The organism is Ruegeria sp. YTSA072 (assembly GCF_059610285.1).
Genome location: NZ_JBXWNI010000014.1, coordinates 1 through 15338, shown reverse-complemented (window position 1 = coordinate 15338; position 15338 = coordinate 1). Strand labels below are relative to the sequence as shown.

Here is a 15338-nt window from a genome sequence, read left to right as displayed (position 1 = left end):
GAATCCAATGACAGAAAACAGAGTGTTTTCGTCAAAAGCTGAAATTTCACGGTGTTTCTGCAAACTTAGACGACTCGCTTTTACGGCCAGCTTGGTTGCGGCAGCCTTCTTGCCTTGGACCGATTTTGCCTACGCTGAAAGTGCTGGTTTGGTTCTGGTCGATAAATTCAAGGTGGCAGACAAATCAGAGGGATTTTCAGAGCCTTCCGGTTTGGCAATGTCTAACGCTGAAGGCTTCTTGTGGTCTGTAAGTGATGCCGAACCTAAACTGCACCTACTCGGAGTCGACGGGGTATTAGGAAACTCTTTCAAGTTACCAGCATTGGCAGGATCAGATTTGGAGGGTGTTGCACCTCGAAAAGATGGGTCTGTTTTGGTGCTTCAAGAAACTGACCGATCAATCCTAGTCGTTCACCCAACTGACCCCATTCAACTGACGACAATACCTCTCGCATCTCTTAAAGGTTACCCGACCGCCGCTGCATCACTCGTCGGCAACCCATTGAACAAGGGACCCGAAGGCATCGCCGTTGACCCGGAATCCGGGCGGGTCTTCGTTGGCATTGAGGGACAACCAAGGTTGTTAATGGTGTTATCGCCAGAGCTAGACGAAATTATTGAGATCATTCCTTTAGCCCGCGATGCAGGTTTTATCTCCGAGCGTGTAGATGATGATGAACTGGATTTGAGTGGCCTGACATGGTCCCGGTCCTCGCGTTCTCTTTGGATTGTGAGTGACAAAAGCCGTCAGATCTTCGTCTACAATCCAGAGTCCAAGTCCGTAAAGTCTATCAGTTTGACGTTCACAGAAGATGGAAAACAAAAAGAAGTTAAACATCCCGAAGGGATCGCCCTCGATGAAACCAGAGGGCTTCTCTATATCCTGACAGACGATGCCAAGAAATCGCGGCTTTATGTTTTTGAGCAACCGGAATTGTGAGGACTGTTCTACTAGTTCTCTACTCTAACTTGTTGAAAAGCCGGGTTGTGTAATTGAGCGCCGTCGTATGTGCGGCATATTAAGTAAATCTGCGTTCTGTTCACTGTGTTTCTTAAAAACATCACCCATCAATATATTCGAGTAGCGTCAGGTTCACACATGCGAACCACATAATAACATTGGACTTCAACATGCTCAGTCACTTTAAGGTTGTCAAAAATGCGCGTATTCAGCTCAGTTGTTTTTGCGATCATTTGCACTCTTGTGGCCACTGCATCAGTTCCAAGAAGTAGCATTGCCCAAACCTGGGACATCGCGTCCCAGCACTCGGTCAGCGGCGTAACGGTGTATGATGCGGATGAGCTGTTAACTTTTGCCGGTCAATTGGCCTTCAATCGGTCTGGGCGCATCACAGCGGTGGAGGTCGCATCAACGATTACTCAGATCTACCGAGAAGACGGTTACTTTTTGGCTGAGGCCTGGCCCGGTCCCGATGGGCAGAGCATAATTGTTGATGAAGGGCGCATTCAAACCATCGAAATTGAAGGCGTAGATACTCGCACGTTCCAAACACTAGAGAAGATTTTTCAGCCCCTCACCACCGCATATCCAATAACTCTCAAACGATTTGAGCGGGCGGTTATGCTAGCCGAGGACATACCCGATTTGGACGTGTCGACCGAACTTGATTACCCGGATCAGGCTGGTGCTCGGCTGAGAGTATTGGGAGAACCTCTGCGCAAACAAGCCGGTAGTGCGACACTAGACAACCCTCCGCGTGAGCTTGGGGAAGCGCTCAGTTTCTATGTCGTACAAGAGTTTTATTCGACACTGACCGTTGGGGATCTGCTGCGATTTGAGGGTTCAGGCAATTACAATTGGGACAAAGACGATGAACACTCTTTATGGGGCGCTCTTACCTATCGCACCCCGCTGAACAGTAATGGTCTGTACGGTGAGATCTTCTACGGGAACATAAACGCAAAACGTGACCTCTCAGGAAATTTTGCTAGAACAGATATTGACGGCGAAAACTTCACCGTCGCGATGGGTTACCCCGTAATCCGAGATGTAGCCCGATATGGATACTTTCTGCTGGATTATCGCCTTTCAAAAGCGGACTCAGTCAGTGGCGGCGTTCCATTATCCAGTGACGCGAGTGTCGTTGGCCTTACTTATCTTTACGGGCAAAACTATCCAAAGGGACAAGCTCTGGAAGCGGGGCTAACCTTATCTTTTGGCGATAATGACAATGAAACGACAGACGCGAATTTTGACGACGGGGACTCTTCGTTCTGGCATCTACGAGGCGGCATCGGATACGAAAGCCCACTAACGGGCTTGTCGCCCAACACAGCTTGGCGCACCGAGATCTGGGGGCAGTACACAACAGACCGGCTGCCCTCTGTCGAAGAGTACTTCCTTGGTGATCGCTACGCTTTGCGCGGATATCGTTTTGACGAAGTGGATGGTGATTCCGGGATTTCCGCGATTTTCGAAGTGTCTCATTCCTACTTCCCCAGTTCCCAGAGCATCCATCGCTTAACACCCTTTGCCTTTTTCGACGTGGGTTACATCTCGAACAATGACCCTGCGAGTTTTGAAGTTGACAATGCTACACTGGCATCGACAGGTCTCGGGTTGGACATTGAGTTTAAGCAAAATCTATTCCTGTCCGGATATGTCGGTGTCCCTTTGAGAGACGGCCCTTTGACCGACTCTGGCGATCCTGGCGCGTATCTTGCTCTGACAACAAGTTGGTGAGGATGTTATGAAACTGAACCGAATTGCTGTACTTACCGCAACTTGTCTAATTGCAGAACTGGCCGCTACTCAGGTCTTTGCCCGCGGAAATCACTACGGGTGGTGCCGAGGCGTAGGGAACCCACACCAGTCGAGCCAAGGATGCGGGCAGGCTGGTGGGCAAGGGGCAGGTAATCAAGTTACTGGCCCAACTCAGCCGGTGGCAAATCAGTTGCCGCCTAAGGGAACGCAGCAAACGCCCACGTCCGTTACTGTTCCAGTCCTTGCGCCGGGCGCGGTCCCGAACGCAATTCCCGGTCAGGTTCCTATTGCGACACCAATAGCGGTTCCTGGTCAGGTTCCCACGCCGGTAGTAGCGCCGACCCTAACTCCGCCTCTGGCACCAAACGCGACACCAAACCGGGTTCCGACAGCTGTTCCAAATCAGGTTCCGCCATTGGCTACTGGTCCCACCGCGGTGCCCCCGCAAGTTCCGACTGCAACTCCCAATCAAGTTCCGGTCGCTACCCCTGGCCAGGTTCCGCCTCAACCCACCGGCCCAACAGCGGTGCCGCCACTTGTGCCCACCGCAACACCAAACCAAATACCAGTCGCAGTTCCTGGTCAGGTCCCACCTCAGCCCACTGGACAAACTGCTGTGCCACCGCTCGTCCCGACTGCAACACCAAACCAGATTCCGGTCGCAGTGCCCGGCCGTGTTCCGCAACCCAGCGGTACTACGGCGACACCACCGCTTGTCCCAACCGCAACCCCCAATCAGGTTCCCACGGCGGTTCCTGGTCAGGTTCCACAGTTGACACCAAAACCTACGGCAACTCACGTGGCAGTCCCAGGACATCCGAAACCACAAGGCGTCGTGACAATCATGCGCCCTAAGCCGAGGCCGACAACCGGTACTGTCCAGCAACCTGGCACAACACAAGTGACCCACCATTTAACCCACCAAAGCAATGCGAAGAAACACGATCACGTCGCAGCAACACCTGGACGACATGACCCGCACGACCTACCGAGATTCCGCGACGCGGCAGCCAAGGAAGACTGGGAATGCGTAGCCAGCGGATTTGGACAGCGCCGGTATGATGCTGGACGAGGCGTGTTGCTGAACAACGGAGCGTTGCGGCACCTCGGAAACGTGGACGCAATGGCACGGGATGTACCTGCTCGGCATCCAAAACACTCTGGCTGCATTATTTCGGTCAAACGAAAGCAGCAGTAGCGCCAGGCACATCTTGAAGCCTTAGAGGAATTCTTCCGAGTGGGAAGCTGGTATCCAACCAAGGTTAAGTTGACGAATAGACATCAACCGAAGGTGTCATCTCTCAGAAGGTTAATGAGGCATACAATATGCTTTTCTGAGTGCTGTTTGGGCATCCGGCTCGGATCATCGGGTGCCCAAAAAACCGACTAGGAATTTCGCAACAAAGCGAAACCTCTACGAGAAGGAGTCCTCCATGAGTGCCAGATTAGTCCTTCTGCTTGCTGCTGTCGGCCTCGTGCCAATTGCGTTATCATATGGCCTGATGCCGGGTAGTTCGATCCCAGTTTTACTGGGATTTCCAGTGGAAGGAACGAACCAAACCCACGTGTTCCGAGCGATTATGGGTCTTTACCTGGCAAACGCGTTGTTTTGGTTGGCGGCTGCTTCGAAACCAGAATTACAACGCCCTGCGCTTTGGGTTCTGTTTTTGTTTATGTCGGGACTGGCTGTTGGACGCATGCTAAGCATTCTTATCGATGGAGTTCCAAACGGGTTGCTTCTATTTTACCTTGCGGCCGAGATAGCTTTTGCAGCTCTGGCGGCGGTTTCCCTGAGAAAAGTACAATGAAACAGGAAGTGTTAAAGTGCTGAGGTTTTTCTTTGTTCTCTCGATCATTACAACTGCGTCGGTTTCGACATCCGGTCTGGCTCAATCGTCATCTGTCCAGACTGCGGTGGACAAAAACTTTTTAGAGCTTGAGACTGCCGTTGTCGAAGCGGGAGCTACTCCAATCGCATCGATAGATCACGCGCGCTTGGCCAAAGCTGAAGGCGTAGTAATGCCAGCATCACGTGTACTCATTTTCTCTGATCCAGAGGTAAACACGCCCATTCTGGAAGAGAACATACGAGCAGGTTTGGACCTTCCTTTTCGCGCTCTTTCCTTCGATCAGGATGATCGCCCGCAGATCGCCTATACAGACTCTCAGTTTCTCAAAGTGCGGCATGGTCTGAATGACACCCAAGCGTTAAATACATTTGAAAGCAAGCTGCTCGAAGTTCTGAACGGCTTGGATGCAGCACCAGCGCCAATCAGCGGATTGTTTGCCGACTATGGGGTCATCGAACTGCGATCTCAGCTCAGCGTACCAGAGGCAGTCGAACGTCTCAGGACAGCCGTGATGGGGCAGGACGATACTGTCTGGTTTGGGGAAATCGATTTTGCGACCGAAGCGTCCCAACTGGGGGTGGACCTGCCGGAGGCGGTACTTTTACTGTTCGGCGGACCAGCACCCGGTGGCGTAGCTATGGCGGGCTTTCCGGCAATTGGTTTGGATGCCTTTTGCCAAAAACTACTAGTTTACGCGAATGAAGAAGGCGGCTCCGTAGTGATTTTCAATGACATCGCTGCATTGGCGGAATTGCACTACGGTTCTTCAGCCGAACCTCATTACGGTTTGAACAAACGGCTTACCTCAACATTTCGCACTGCAATTGAGTAGCCGCTGGTCGGAAGTCACAATTTTTCTGAATTGCTATATTCCGTATTTAGCTGCCCATTCTGGGCTGGGTACAGACCATCGCTACACTTAACCCCTAACGGCAATTTGCGGGCAATGTTGCCCTGGGCGCGAGTATACAGTTTTCATTCCAAAACAACGCAGCACGGCCTTGACCATACTCAGTTGCACATTTAGTCAAAATTGATCTGCCCGCTGGGACGACCCGGCTAATTACCGGCGTATCTTCAGGACGACCTGGCAGATTAGAGGTCGAACGTGACAACCAAAACCAAACCAGCCAAGAAACTGATCGAGGGTAGACCTGCCCTGATCTTAATCGACATTCAAAAGAGCACGTTTATTGATGACAGCGAAGTGCGCTCCATTGACAACATGCCGGGTTACAAAGAGCGCATGATCGCTGCGCGCGATTTGGTTGACGCCGCGCATGACAACAATGTGCCCGTCATCTTCGTTCAGGAAATCCATCGTCCCGATAGGATAGACTTCGGCCGTGAGCTGGATGGTGACGAAGACATACACTGTCTCGAAGGTGATCCAAGAACGGAAGTTGCAAAAGATGAGATGGGATATCGCAAAGGTGATTACATCGTCCTGAAGCGACGGTATTCTGCGTTTTTTGGAACCGATTTCGAAATCCTGCTGCGCGGTTTAAAGGTGGACACACTTTTGTTGTGCGGCGGGCTGACAGATGTTTGTGTACACTACACATTCGTCGATGGCCACCAATCAGACTACTTCTGCCGCGTTGTAGAAGATTGCGTTGGCGGGTCATCTTTCCAAGCCCATGAAGCTGCTCTCAAAGCTATGGAGTATCTACAAACCGGCGCTGTTCAGAACCGAGAAGCAGTGATCAATGCCATCTCGTCGCTCTAAGTTGCAATTGAACTGTTAGTACCAGTTGGGGAGCATAATTTTTAGGGTGCAGCAACGGGTGGAGTTTTTTTGTCGCCAGAACGCCTTGGACTAGCCCATTTGATGCAGAAGGTATCAACACTTTCAGTGCTAACCTTTGAGTTTTCGATTATAGACCTTCAAAATCTGGATTGCATCGTAATCCAGCCCTTGGTCCGTATAATGCGAATATGACAAGAGATATTGAAGCTAACGCTCAGAAAATCGCTGATGCCCTGACCTCTGCCCAGCAGATATCTAAACTGTCTTCAGAGACCGAACAGCTAACGCTGGATGATGCTTATTCGATTGCAAGTCGCGTCCGAGAGCTTCAGGGCAAAAAGAGAGTTGGCCGGAAGGTCGGCTTCACGAACCGCGCGATTTGGCCTGTTTATGGCGTAGATCAACCCATTTGGGGAGAGGTTCACTCAGATGGGCTGTTTTCGACTGATCAGCCGGTAAACTTGGCAAGGTATTCAGAACCGAGAATCGAGCCAGAAATCGTACTTGGCCTCGGCGATGCGCCGACGGCTGAAATGAACAATGAGCAGTTGGCAGGTTGCGTGGATTGGGTTGCCCCGGGATTTGAAATTGTTCAATCGATTTATCCCAACTGGAAATTCTCGGTCGAAGACTCAATCGCAGCACAAGGATTGCACGGCTGCCTTGTTCTTGGCGACAAAATCGAGGCGACGCATGATGTCTTGACCGGCTTGGCCGAAGTGCCTCTAGCATTGTTCAAGGGCACCGAGGCCATCGAGTCCGGCAAGGGTGAAAACGCGCTCGGTGGCCCAATTGAAGTCCTGGCTCATCTTATTTCTCTGCTCTCAGACGCCGACCAGCTTCAAGGAGGCGAGCTAGTCACAACTGGTACTTTGACAGACGCATGGCCAGTGTTTCCGGGCGAACAATGGTCAGCGGGCTTTGGTGGTGTCATGGACACCGAGCTGTCGGTGCGATTTACATGAGGCTGTAATAGAGTTGTGACGCCTACTTCACCAAAGAAAAGTTACTCTCAATAGCTGGGCGCGATAGTCTTCCACTGATTTCATCAATTCTGGAATGCAAATTATACGATGCTATCCAAATCAGATTACATGATGTTTCTCAGGCACCCCGCCTGGCTATGGATCAAGAAACACGCCAGGCATCTGCTGCCGCCGATTGACCCTTCATTGCAAGCGCGTTTTGACGAGGGGCACGCGTTTGAGCCATATGCTGAGGAGCTATTTGGTGATCTCGTTCGCCTCGGTTTTTCAGATTTTTCAGAATACCAGGCTCTGCCCGCGCGTACTTTGGAGGCTTGGAGAAACGGTGCAAACGCAGTGGCGCAGGGACGCTTTGAAGATGGAACCATAACTTGCATCTCCGACATCGTGAGCCGCAGTGGCGATGGGTACGTTCTGACAGAGATCAAGAGCGGGACATCTGCAAAGCCCGAACACACTTTTGATCTCGCATTCCAGCGTGTCGTGCTTGAGGCAGCGGGGTTCCCCATTGCGCGCTGCGAAGTGGCACATGTGAACCGTGATTACGTCAGAAACGGCGAAATCAATCCGCAAGAGCTTGTCAGCATCACTGACATCACGGATGCGGTGACTGAGCAGCTCGAAAAAACACGCACGCGTATCGATCAGGCATTGAGCGTCGTTGCCAGCGGTACGATGCCTGATCCGTCCCCTGAAAGTGCGCGCCTTAAATCCTATGGTGAATGGCTGGAGATCCGCGAAAAACTCGACCCACCTCTCGCGCATGACAGTATCCACCGCCTTCCGTTCATGAATGCGGAAAAAGCCTCGGAACTCATCGCAGACGGGATCACAAAGATTGACGAGATCAGTGATCCATCTGTGTTGGGCAAGTCGACGCAACGCTACTTGAGAGCTCTGGCGAACGGTGCACGCACTATCGATCATCAGGAGTTGAGCAGGTTTCTGAGCGAGATTGTCTATCCGGTTTATTACTTTGACTACGAGACGTCTCAAAGTTTGCTGTCACCTTGGAACGGAACGCGCCCCTATCAGCAAGTCGCTTTCCAGTATTCCTTGCATATCCAGCATCAGCCTGGCGGAGAAATAGAGCACAGGGAGTATCTCCACCGAAACGCCAGTAATCCGATGCCAGCCTTACTTAACAGACTTCGTGAGGACATGGGAGACGTCGGCTCAATAGTGGTTTGGTATGCGCCGTTCGAAAAATCGCGCAATACGGAAATGGCGGAAACTTATCCAGAGCACGCTGAGTTTCTGGAAGGCCTAAATGCTCGTGTTGTAGATTTGATGAAGCCGTTTGCGGATGAAGTGATCAACGATCCCGCGTTCAAGGGAAGCGCCTCTATCAAGGCCGTTCTTCCAGCGTTTTTGCCAGAACTTTCATACGATGATCTGGACATCAAAGAGGGGGCGAGCGCGTCTCGCCTTTGGAAGGACGTTACACTGACCGAACCGGATGATCCAGCGCGCGAGAAGGTCTATTCTGATCTCGTTGCGTATTGTACGCGCGACACTTGGGCAATGGTCGCCATTCATCGCGAATTGCTGGCGATGTGAGGTGTGCCGCGAACCTCAAAACAACTTGCGGTGCTGCTCCCCAAGTAGACTAGGCGATTTACCGGAGTTACGGCGCCCCCAACACTTAATCTTGCCAATCCAGCCGATACAAAACGTGGTGGCCGCGTAGACCTTTCAGGAGTCTTGGTTCTATTTCAGAAAATGAGAAATCGGTTCGTCCTCCGACCATGGCGCGAGTCGCATCTGAAACGAGTATCTCGCCCGCCGCACCAACGGTCGTTATGCGTGACGCTTTATTGACCACCGTACCGAAAAAATCTCCACGAGATTGCACGACATCACCAGTATGAATCCCAATCCGGACACCGAAAGATGGCTCCTCGGAAGCCGATGCAATGGCCCCCTGAATCTTGATAGCGGCCGTTAGTGCTTCTTTCGCGGACGGAAAGACGGACAACGTTCCGTCTCCAAGGGATTTCACGAACTGGCCATGATACTTTTCAATGATCGCCGCCAAGACTTGGAAGTGGTTTTCGATCAGCACCGACCAACGCTGATCGCCCAACGCCTCCGCCAACGTTGTGCTGCCCTCCACATCAGTGAAAAGTACCGAAGCCAAACCTTCGGTTTGGACCAGCTCGGGTCCATCTTCACGCGCAGCATCAACCAGTTTTTGGATGGCCAGCTGCTCTTTACCCACGAGTTCAATATTTGGAGTGGGCACTGAAGCGTGGCGATTGATGATCTTCCAGGCCGCTCCCTCAAGGACAAAAATCAGGACGGTGCGATAAAAGACGGCTTCATCAAAGCCGACAAACTGAATCTTATGGACGAAGGATGACCATCCCGTTTCTCCGTTTTCGAAGGCCTCAGCTTCAACTTCTTCGAAAACCACGGGTGCCGGGATCTCCGCAAAAAATCCGCTAACCCCATCGCGAACTGCTTGCCCGCTCCAAAACTCACCTTCGCCTGTGCCAACGAACCTTAGTTCATCTGCTTGCGACAGAAAATCCTGCAACTCGTCAGTATTCTTCTTGGTTCTGAGTATTTCATACCAACGCCTCGAAACCGCCAGCAATTCAGGTGAGGAACGTATCATCACAAATTACTCGAGACGCTAAATGGATTGAAACTTGCAAGGTCTTGCAATCGGTATCTCCATTTTTCGAAATATGCAGGTCAATGCTGCCGCTGAGGTTTGGTCAGATCAAGACTTTTGTATTTCTCCAGAACAGAGCCCATCAGACGCAGATCAAAAGGCGCGCGCCGGTTCAGAGCGAACTATCGACGGAGTTTCTGAGTTCGAGTCCGGATCACAGGGTATCGAATTGTTTCGCCGTCAGAGAGCTACTCGACGCTGTACTGACCCGCAAAATAAGATGCATCAGTGTATCGGGCACACGCTATGCTAGAAGGTTCCCAGAACTACGCGGTGAATTTCTAAGTGCCGCACGCTCCGTCTTGACATGGTTATACGAACTGGTTCAGCTTGCGGACATGACGTTCACACGCATCCACTGCCATCGAATATCGGCCTGAGGTCGATAACCCACGCGAAATCCGTGGGAGGCAGCATTGGTATGCGGGCGAGGCTTATATCCTTGTAATTGCTCCAGATTAGAGTGCACGAGCCGGTTCGATTCCGACGCCTCCTACCATCCTCAGGAGGCGTCAGACATGGCGAACGACGTCACGAACACAATTGATTTCAACGACATCAAGCAGTCGGTCGAGAAGAACCTCGGCCGCACACCCGAAGGGTGGTCCGGCTTGGTCACGACGCTCTTCACAGAGATCAAAGAACACTGCGATCTAAAGGATGCCACCTACCCCTTCATCCTCCAGATCAAGGAAAAGCTGGGAGAGCTCCGCATCTACCACAGGTGTGATGATCGATGCATCCAGTCGATGATTGCTGCGACGATTGCACGAGCAAATCGTACCTGTGAGCGATGCTCAAACGCTGCCGAGACCCAGCTGTTGGACGGCTGGTACACTACACTGTGTTGTTGGTGCGCGCATGAAGTCGCAAGCAAGCGCCACCCTGAAAGGAAGAGGCTTTTTGGCGTTCGACAGAAGCCCATTCGAGATCGAATGACCTGCGGTGTCTGCGGATATTACGGCCAGATTGACCGAACGGATGACCGTAATCGGTGCCCCGCGTGCGTGAAGAAGGACTGGTGATGACCGCCGAACAACAGGTGATCTTCAATAGAATTATGGAAGGCAACGATGATGAGGACTACGCCCGGAAGCTCATGAATACGGGCTCGCTGGCCACAGGTCATGTCCCGCCGATTGCCCTTTGCCAAGTCTCGAGAGGGGGCTTCCATCTCAACAAGACCAAGTTCTGGAGAATGTGACTGATGGATGATATCGAAAAGAGCTGGAAGGAATTCCGGGAAAAGGTCCGAGGTGTGATCGAGGACCATGGAGCGCCAGATGATCTCCGCTCATTTGACGCCTGGTACGCCGAAGAAATGCGTTTGGTGATGGCGCACAACTACCCAGCTCCGCACGTCTCTGACGTCACATGGTCGACCGAGGGTCTGCATGTCGAGTGTGATGAACGCGAAGTGGTCGACCGTATGATGACTGCTATGGCGGAGGTTTCACACGATCTCAAAGAGGCGCGCGCCCGGAGGTCAGTGATGAGCAGTGTTGTCGACTGGAACGATATTCATGGAAGCGTCTTCAAGCAGCTTGGTGAGCATCGTGCCGGGTGGGCGAAGCAGCTTACGCTTGCACTTGAGAAAGTGAAGAGGTTGATCGACGAGCAGACCGACCTGTTTGGTGATGAACACCCCTCCATCGTTCAGATCAAACAGAAATGGGGAGGCTTGCGCGTCTATGAGGGCCCGGGATGCAACCAGGCTGCGAGTGAAGAGATTCAATGGCGTGTCGATCAAATTGAGCAAACCTGTGAAGGTTGTTCTAACTCTGCCCAACGCCAGAGCATCCTTGGGTTTGTGACGACGCTTTGCAGCTGGTGCTACAATGATGCTCTGCGGCGGCGATTTGAGGGCGCCGAAGAATCCTGGCCCGACAGCCTGAGGCTGGACATTGTGGAAAACTATCCAGACCTCGTTTCTCGGGATTGCGCATCTCTTGTTCCTGCTGTCGGAAAGGGCTGGCTCGTCGTGATTTCGCAAGCACTCCACAAGCTTTCCTTCAGTCAGGATTTCAGGGCACTGGACCCTGGAACTATTCAGATCTCGGATATTAAGAAAGGCCAGGATGGCAAGATTTCCATCGGTTTCAGTCGATACCACGATCTCATTCAGGAGTACGCTGACTGGATGGAATTTCGATCCGGTGTGACGTGTGAAGAGTGTGGCCACGTTGGTGACGTCGTTCGGACAACCGACAGGTCTCAAGCGCTCTGTTCTCACTGTTACTGTACTCGGGAGAAGTCTGATGGGTGATGACGACGACGTTGAGGTGGACGAAGAGACGATGCGTTTGCTGAAGCTATTGGAAGCTGAAATCGCGGCCGGTCGAGCGAAACTAACCAAGCCGATCAGCGCAGATGAGATCCGGGCACGAAAGGTTACTGTGCCGAAGGATAAGACAGATGAGTGACAAACTTACTAGCGATGACCTGATTACCGAGATTCGTGCGCGCTTGAAAGCGGATGAAGAGTTTTGGCCAGCGTTGCTGGAGGTTGTGCAAGAGCACGTGGTGGAAGTCGTGCCAAAGCCCGACGAGGTTCCGGAGTGGACAGACGAGTGGATCGCTGAGAACAAAAGAGGCGAAGTTTATTCAGTAAAAGAAATCTTCGGGCGCTCGTTGCAGGATGTTCCTCTGGATGACTTGATCGCAGAGCTTCAAGCTCGTCGCAAAGAGGGTCCGGAAGTCTGGCTAGCATTGCGCAAGATGATTTTCGAGCAAATCGCCGATTTTGCACAGCGTCCGCCCGATGCGCCCAAATGGCGGGATGAGTGGGTCAAGGAGAACAGCTGGGATCTAGTGACTGACGACGATGATGTCGAGATCACTGATGGTAGCGGCAACGTGTTCGACGACCTCGGGATCGAAGACCCAAGGAAGAAGACTTAGTGATGGGGGCCGAGCATTTCAGCTTGATCTTATCCGCCGTGATCATTGTCGCGTTGGCGATCTATGTCAGACACATCGTCTACACCGCTGGAAAAGATCGCGAAGTCGATCCAGAGCAAGTGCAAAGGATCATGCGAGATCTGGACTACAGCCACCTGGACCGAGTGATGAACCGGCGAAGGAAGGGGTAGCGGGATGTTGAAGGTGGTTGTCTATGTCGGCGAAAACGAGGTCGCTCGAGCCATTGCTGAGAACGATTCAGAACTCGCGGACGTGTCCGATTACAATGTCCGAATGAACGAACGGGCCGCTAAACAGCTGGGCATTAAAGAAAAAGGCCTTGGCGGCCGGATTAAAGGTCACCCTCGAAATTTGACGGTTTGGGCGCTCGTCCGCAAGATTGCGAACCTTTGGCTTGCAGGGACTGGTGTAGGTGAAGAAAGCGTTCAGGCAGAGCTGCTGCCGATGATCCGCAAGTCTATCCGCGAACTAGATGAGAGGGTCGAAAAGGAACCGAACCAGAGTGATGATTGGAATGCGGTGGTTAAACAGATTTCTGAAGACGAGCCGTATTCCCTGGGCTTCTACGCTGACAAATTTGAGTCGTGGACAGCGGACGAGATTGAAGCTCTACGATGTGATGTGTTTGAGACAGTCACAGAGGAAGAACTAATGGCCGAGGTCGAACGCCGGCGAAGAGCTGGTCTACTGCCCAAGGAGGCCTCGAACGATGGCTTCTCAGATCTGATTGACGATCTCTGGGGCAAACTCGATACAGACCCAGACCGCTAGTACAGCTTACCTGCCTCCATTGCCCAATATTTGACATCAGAAGTCTATGGCGACTGTCGTTGTAGTAGTGCGCGCTTCTTCTAAGCGCCTCTCCTGCTAGGAAGCAAAGCGCCCCGGATAAGCATTTCCCAATTACTGCTCTGCGGAACCATGTACCACCAGTCTCTACGATGAGCATCGTTGATCGCAACCAGCCCAAAACGGACATTGCGATTTCAGTCCGCACTCCGGTAGCTTCTATTCATGACTGTTTTACCCAATCTCTCCGAGCATTACTCTGACCCTAAAACATATCCTCCTGGCGTGGCTTTCATGGACGGGCAGTATTTGCCGATTTCGGAAGCTAAGATTTCGGTTCTGGACTATGGTCTACTTCATTCCGACGCGACGTACGATGTCGTCCATGTTTGGAGCGGAGCTTTCTTTCGACTCGAAAGCCACCTTGATCGGTTTTTTGCAGGTTTGGAAAAGCTGCATATGTCGATTGAGTATGACCGAGACCAGGTTACCGAGATACTGCACAATTGCGTCGCACTGTCCGGACTAAAGAACTCGTACGTCGAGTTTATTTGTACTCGCGGCATGTCTCCGACATTCAGCCGGGATCCACGTGATGCCATCAATCAGTTCATCGCGTTCGCAATCCCGTTTGGATCGGTGGCCAATCCAGAGCAGATGAAGCATGGACTCAATGCAGCAATATCATCCTTGGTGCGCATTCCTCCAAATTCAGTGGACCCCACAGTGAAGAACTATCATTGGTTGGATCTGGTGAAAGGCCTCTATGAGGCTTACGACCGCGGTGCTGATACGGCGATACTTGTTGATACAAATGGTAACGTGTCTGAAGGGCCCGGGTTCAATATTTTTGCCGTCATCAACGGAAGAGTTCTAACACCAAGGTTCGGTGTGCTTCTCGGAGTCACTCGTCAGACGGTCTTCGACATTTGCACGGACCTGGAATTTGACTGCTCAGCCGTCGACATACCCCAAGACCATCTCCTGGGTGCAGACGAGGTGTTTATTTCTTCAACCGCCGGAGGGATCATGCCAGTGACCAAAGTGAATGGACAAAATATCGGTGCTGGATCTCCCGGCCATATCACAAGTCAGATCACCAAGCGTTATTGGGAAATGCACAACGAAAAGAACAACAGGTTTGTTATAAAGTACCCAGATGATGAATAGCTGTTAGTTGGCATCTGATTGTATCACTGGTGAAATGTAGCCAACACTGGACACCTACGCGCCGCGCGGCATCGGACAAAATGGGCTCAGTGCAGACGTTCGCAGAATTTTCACTGATGACCGCTCTGCGGACTTTGCAGTCATCCGCATTTTGCTCCAAAGCACCGCGGTCAGCCCTATGCGGACATTCGTAACACAGTTTTTCAGTTCCGGCTTTGAGCCTGACGCCGTCAGAGATTGATGGGAGGTGTCGTCACACTGGTTAAGGTTGCAGTTGCAAACAGGATCAGGACAACGGCCAACATCTCTATTGAAATCGACCGCCGGAGAGCAATTTCCGCGCCACGCTTCTCAGCCCTGAGAGCCGGAGCAAATCTCAGCTTGTTCAACGCCGCGAGGCCAAGAAGGGCGGAAACGATCACGACCTTGACCAAAAGTACTAATCCATAGGCCGTCCCAAACAAGG

General features: G+C 52.0%; 17 protein-coding genes. 15 read left to right on the top strand and 2 right to left on the bottom strand.

Annotated features, from left to right (window positions below; genetic code table 11):
• The first annotated feature begins 7 nt into the window (after positions 1 to 7).
• The 7 genes from AC2FIB_RS18775 to AC2FIB_RS18745 all read left to right on the top strand — a co-directional run bounded on the left by AC2FIB_RS18775 (position 8) and on the right by AC2FIB_RS18745 (position 8871).
• The gene (locus AC2FIB_RS18775; protein WP_170334789.1) at positions 8 to 940 is read left to right on the top strand and encodes an SdiA-regulated domain-containing protein; all 933 of its coding nucleotides are present in this window, start codon (positions 8 to 10) and stop codon (positions 938 to 940) included.
• A 345-nt stretch (positions 941 to 1285) separates the two neighbouring features.
• The gene (locus AC2FIB_RS18770) at positions 1286 to 2704 is read left to right on the top strand and encodes a ShlB/FhaC/HecB family hemolysin secretion/activation protein (RefSeq protein WP_171106043.1); all 1419 of its coding nucleotides are present in this window, start codon (positions 1286 to 1288) and stop codon (positions 2702 to 2704) included.
• Between the two features lie 1454 nt (positions 2705 to 4158).
• Positions 4159 to 4533, top strand: a complete 375-nt coding sequence (locus AC2FIB_RS18765; RefSeq protein ID WP_480691591.1) for a DUF4345 domain-containing protein — start codon at positions 4159 to 4161, stop codon at positions 4531 to 4533.
• A 16-nt stretch (positions 4534 to 4549) separates the two neighbouring features.
• Positions 4550 to 5407: a DUF302 domain-containing protein gene (locus AC2FIB_RS18760; protein ID WP_170334783.1), complete on the top strand. Its 858-nt coding sequence runs from the start codon at positions 4550 to 4552 to the stop codon at positions 5405 to 5407.
• A 276-nt stretch (positions 5408 to 5683) separates the two neighbouring features.
• Positions 5684 to 6304 (top strand): cysteine hydrolase family protein, encoded by a 621-nt coding sequence (locus AC2FIB_RS18755; protein WP_496737100.1) that lies wholly within the window; start codon positions 5684 to 5686, stop codon positions 6302 to 6304.
• 209 nt (positions 6305 to 6513) lie between these two features.
• Complete coding sequence (locus AC2FIB_RS18750) at positions 6514 to 7290, top strand: 2-keto-4-pentenoate hydratase (RefSeq protein WP_170334779.1); 777 nt, start codon at positions 6514 to 6516, stop codon at positions 7288 to 7290.
• Positions 7291 to 7422: 132 nt separating this feature from the next.
• Positions 7423 to 8871: a DUF2779 domain-containing protein gene (locus AC2FIB_RS18745; RefSeq protein ID WP_496842598.1), complete on the top strand. Its 1449-nt coding sequence runs from the start codon at positions 7423 to 7425 to the stop codon at positions 8869 to 8871.
• A gap of 85 nt (positions 8872 to 8956) precedes the next feature.
• Here the strand turns inward: AC2FIB_RS18745 and AC2FIB_RS18740 are convergent, their stop codons facing one another.
• On the bottom strand, positions 8957 to 9931 hold the full coding sequence (locus AC2FIB_RS18740) for an adenylate/guanylate cyclase domain-containing protein (protein WP_170334776.1): 975 nt from the start codon (positions 9929 to 9931) through the stop codon (positions 8957 to 8959).
• Positions 9932 to 10509: 578 nt separating this feature from the next.
• Between AC2FIB_RS18740 and AC2FIB_RS18735 the strand changes: the two genes are divergently transcribed.
• From AC2FIB_RS18735 to AC2FIB_RS18700, 8 genes are all read left to right on the top strand, one after another.
• Entirely contained in the window at positions 10510 to 11016 is a 507-nt protein-coding gene (locus AC2FIB_RS18735) for a hypothetical protein (protein WP_170334775.1), read from the top strand.
• On the top strand, positions 11016 to 11195 hold the full coding sequence (locus AC2FIB_RS18730) for a hypothetical protein (protein WP_170334774.1): 180 nt from the start codon (positions 11016 to 11018) through the stop codon (positions 11193 to 11195). Before AC2FIB_RS18735 ends, AC2FIB_RS18730 begins: the two co-directional genes overlap by 1 nt.
• Positions 11196 to 11198: 3 nt before the next feature.
• Positions 11199 to 12257, top strand: coding sequence for a hypothetical protein (locus AC2FIB_RS18725; RefSeq protein ID WP_496705810.1), 1059 nt, complete (start codon positions 11199 to 11201; stop codon positions 12255 to 12257).
• Positions 12250 to 12414 (top strand): hypothetical protein, encoded by a 165-nt coding sequence (locus AC2FIB_RS18720; protein ID WP_496705812.1) that lies wholly within the window; start codon positions 12250 to 12252, stop codon positions 12412 to 12414. Before AC2FIB_RS18725 ends, AC2FIB_RS18720 begins: the two co-directional genes overlap by 8 nt.
• The gene (locus AC2FIB_RS18715; RefSeq protein ID WP_496705814.1) at positions 12407 to 12892 is read left to right on the top strand and encodes a hypothetical protein; all 486 of its coding nucleotides are present in this window, start codon (positions 12407 to 12409) and stop codon (positions 12890 to 12892) included. Before AC2FIB_RS18720 ends, AC2FIB_RS18715 begins: the two co-directional genes overlap by 8 nt.
• Before the next feature lie 2 nt (positions 12893 to 12894).
• Positions 12895 to 13083, top strand: a complete 189-nt coding sequence (locus AC2FIB_RS18710) for a hypothetical protein (RefSeq protein WP_496705816.1) — start codon at positions 12895 to 12897, stop codon at positions 13081 to 13083.
• 4 nt (positions 13084 to 13087) lie between these two features.
• On the top strand, positions 13088 to 13684 hold the full coding sequence (locus tag AC2FIB_RS18705; protein WP_496737107.1) for a hypothetical protein: 597 nt from the start codon (positions 13088 to 13090) through the stop codon (positions 13682 to 13684).
• A gap of 243 nt (positions 13685 to 13927) precedes the next feature.
• Complete coding sequence (locus tag AC2FIB_RS18700; protein WP_496705820.1) at positions 13928 to 14872, top strand: aminotransferase class IV; 945 nt, start codon at positions 13928 to 13930, stop codon at positions 14870 to 14872.
• A gap of 230 nt (positions 14873 to 15102) precedes the next feature.
• On the opposite strand, the gene AC2FIB_RS18695 is transcribed toward AC2FIB_RS18700, so the two are convergent.
• A partial coding sequence (locus tag AC2FIB_RS18695; RefSeq protein ID WP_496842596.1) for a CopD family protein occupies positions 15103 to 15338 on the bottom strand: 236 nt, incomplete at its 5' end.

Excerpts from the sequence above, each read along its gene's own strand:
- AC2FIB_RS18705 (WP_496737107.1), top strand. The coding sequence starts at position 13,088 with ATGTTGAAGGTGGTTGTCTATGTCGGCGAAAACGAGGTCGCTCGAGCC.
- AC2FIB_RS18735 (WP_170334775.1), top strand. The coding sequence starts at position 10,510 with ATGGCGAACGACGTCACGAACACAATTGATTTCAACGACATCAAGCAG.
- AC2FIB_RS18775 (WP_170334789.1), top strand. The coding sequence starts at position 8 with ATGACAGAAAACAGAGTGTTTTCGTCAAAAGCTGAAATTTCACGGTGT.
- AC2FIB_RS18720 (WP_496705812.1), top strand. The coding sequence starts at position 12,250 with ATGGGTGATGACGACGACGTTGAGGTGGACGAAGAGACGATGCGTTTG.
- AC2FIB_RS18700 (WP_496705820.1), top strand. The coding sequence starts at position 13,928 with ATGACTGTTTTACCCAATCTCTCCGAGCATTACTCTGACCCTAAAACA.
- AC2FIB_RS18750 (WP_170334779.1), top strand. The coding sequence starts at position 6,514 with ATGACAAGAGATATTGAAGCTAACGCTCAGAAAATCGCTGATGCCCTG.
- AC2FIB_RS18710 (WP_496705816.1), top strand. The coding sequence starts at position 12,895 with ATGGGGGCCGAGCATTTCAGCTTGATCTTATCCGCCGTGATCATTGTC.
- AC2FIB_RS18730 (WP_170334774.1), top strand. The coding sequence starts at position 11,016 with ATGACCGCCGAACAACAGGTGATCTTCAATAGAATTATGGAAGGCAAC.
- AC2FIB_RS18725 (WP_496705810.1), top strand. The coding sequence starts at position 11,199 with ATGGATGATATCGAAAAGAGCTGGAAGGAATTCCGGGAAAAGGTCCGA.
- AC2FIB_RS18715 (WP_496705814.1), top strand. The coding sequence starts at position 12,407 with ATGAGTGACAAACTTACTAGCGATGACCTGATTACCGAGATTCGTGCG.
- AC2FIB_RS18745 (WP_496842598.1), top strand. The coding sequence starts at position 7,423 with ATGTTTCTCAGGCACCCCGCCTGGCTATGGATCAAGAAACACGCCAGG.
- AC2FIB_RS18765 (WP_480691591.1), top strand. The coding sequence starts at position 4,159 with ATGAGTGCCAGATTAGTCCTTCTGCTTGCTGCTGTCGGCCTCGTGCCA.
- AC2FIB_RS18740 (WP_170334776.1), bottom strand. The coding sequence starts at position 9,931 with ATGATACGTTCCTCACCTGAATTGCTGGCGGTTTCGAGGCGTTGGTAT.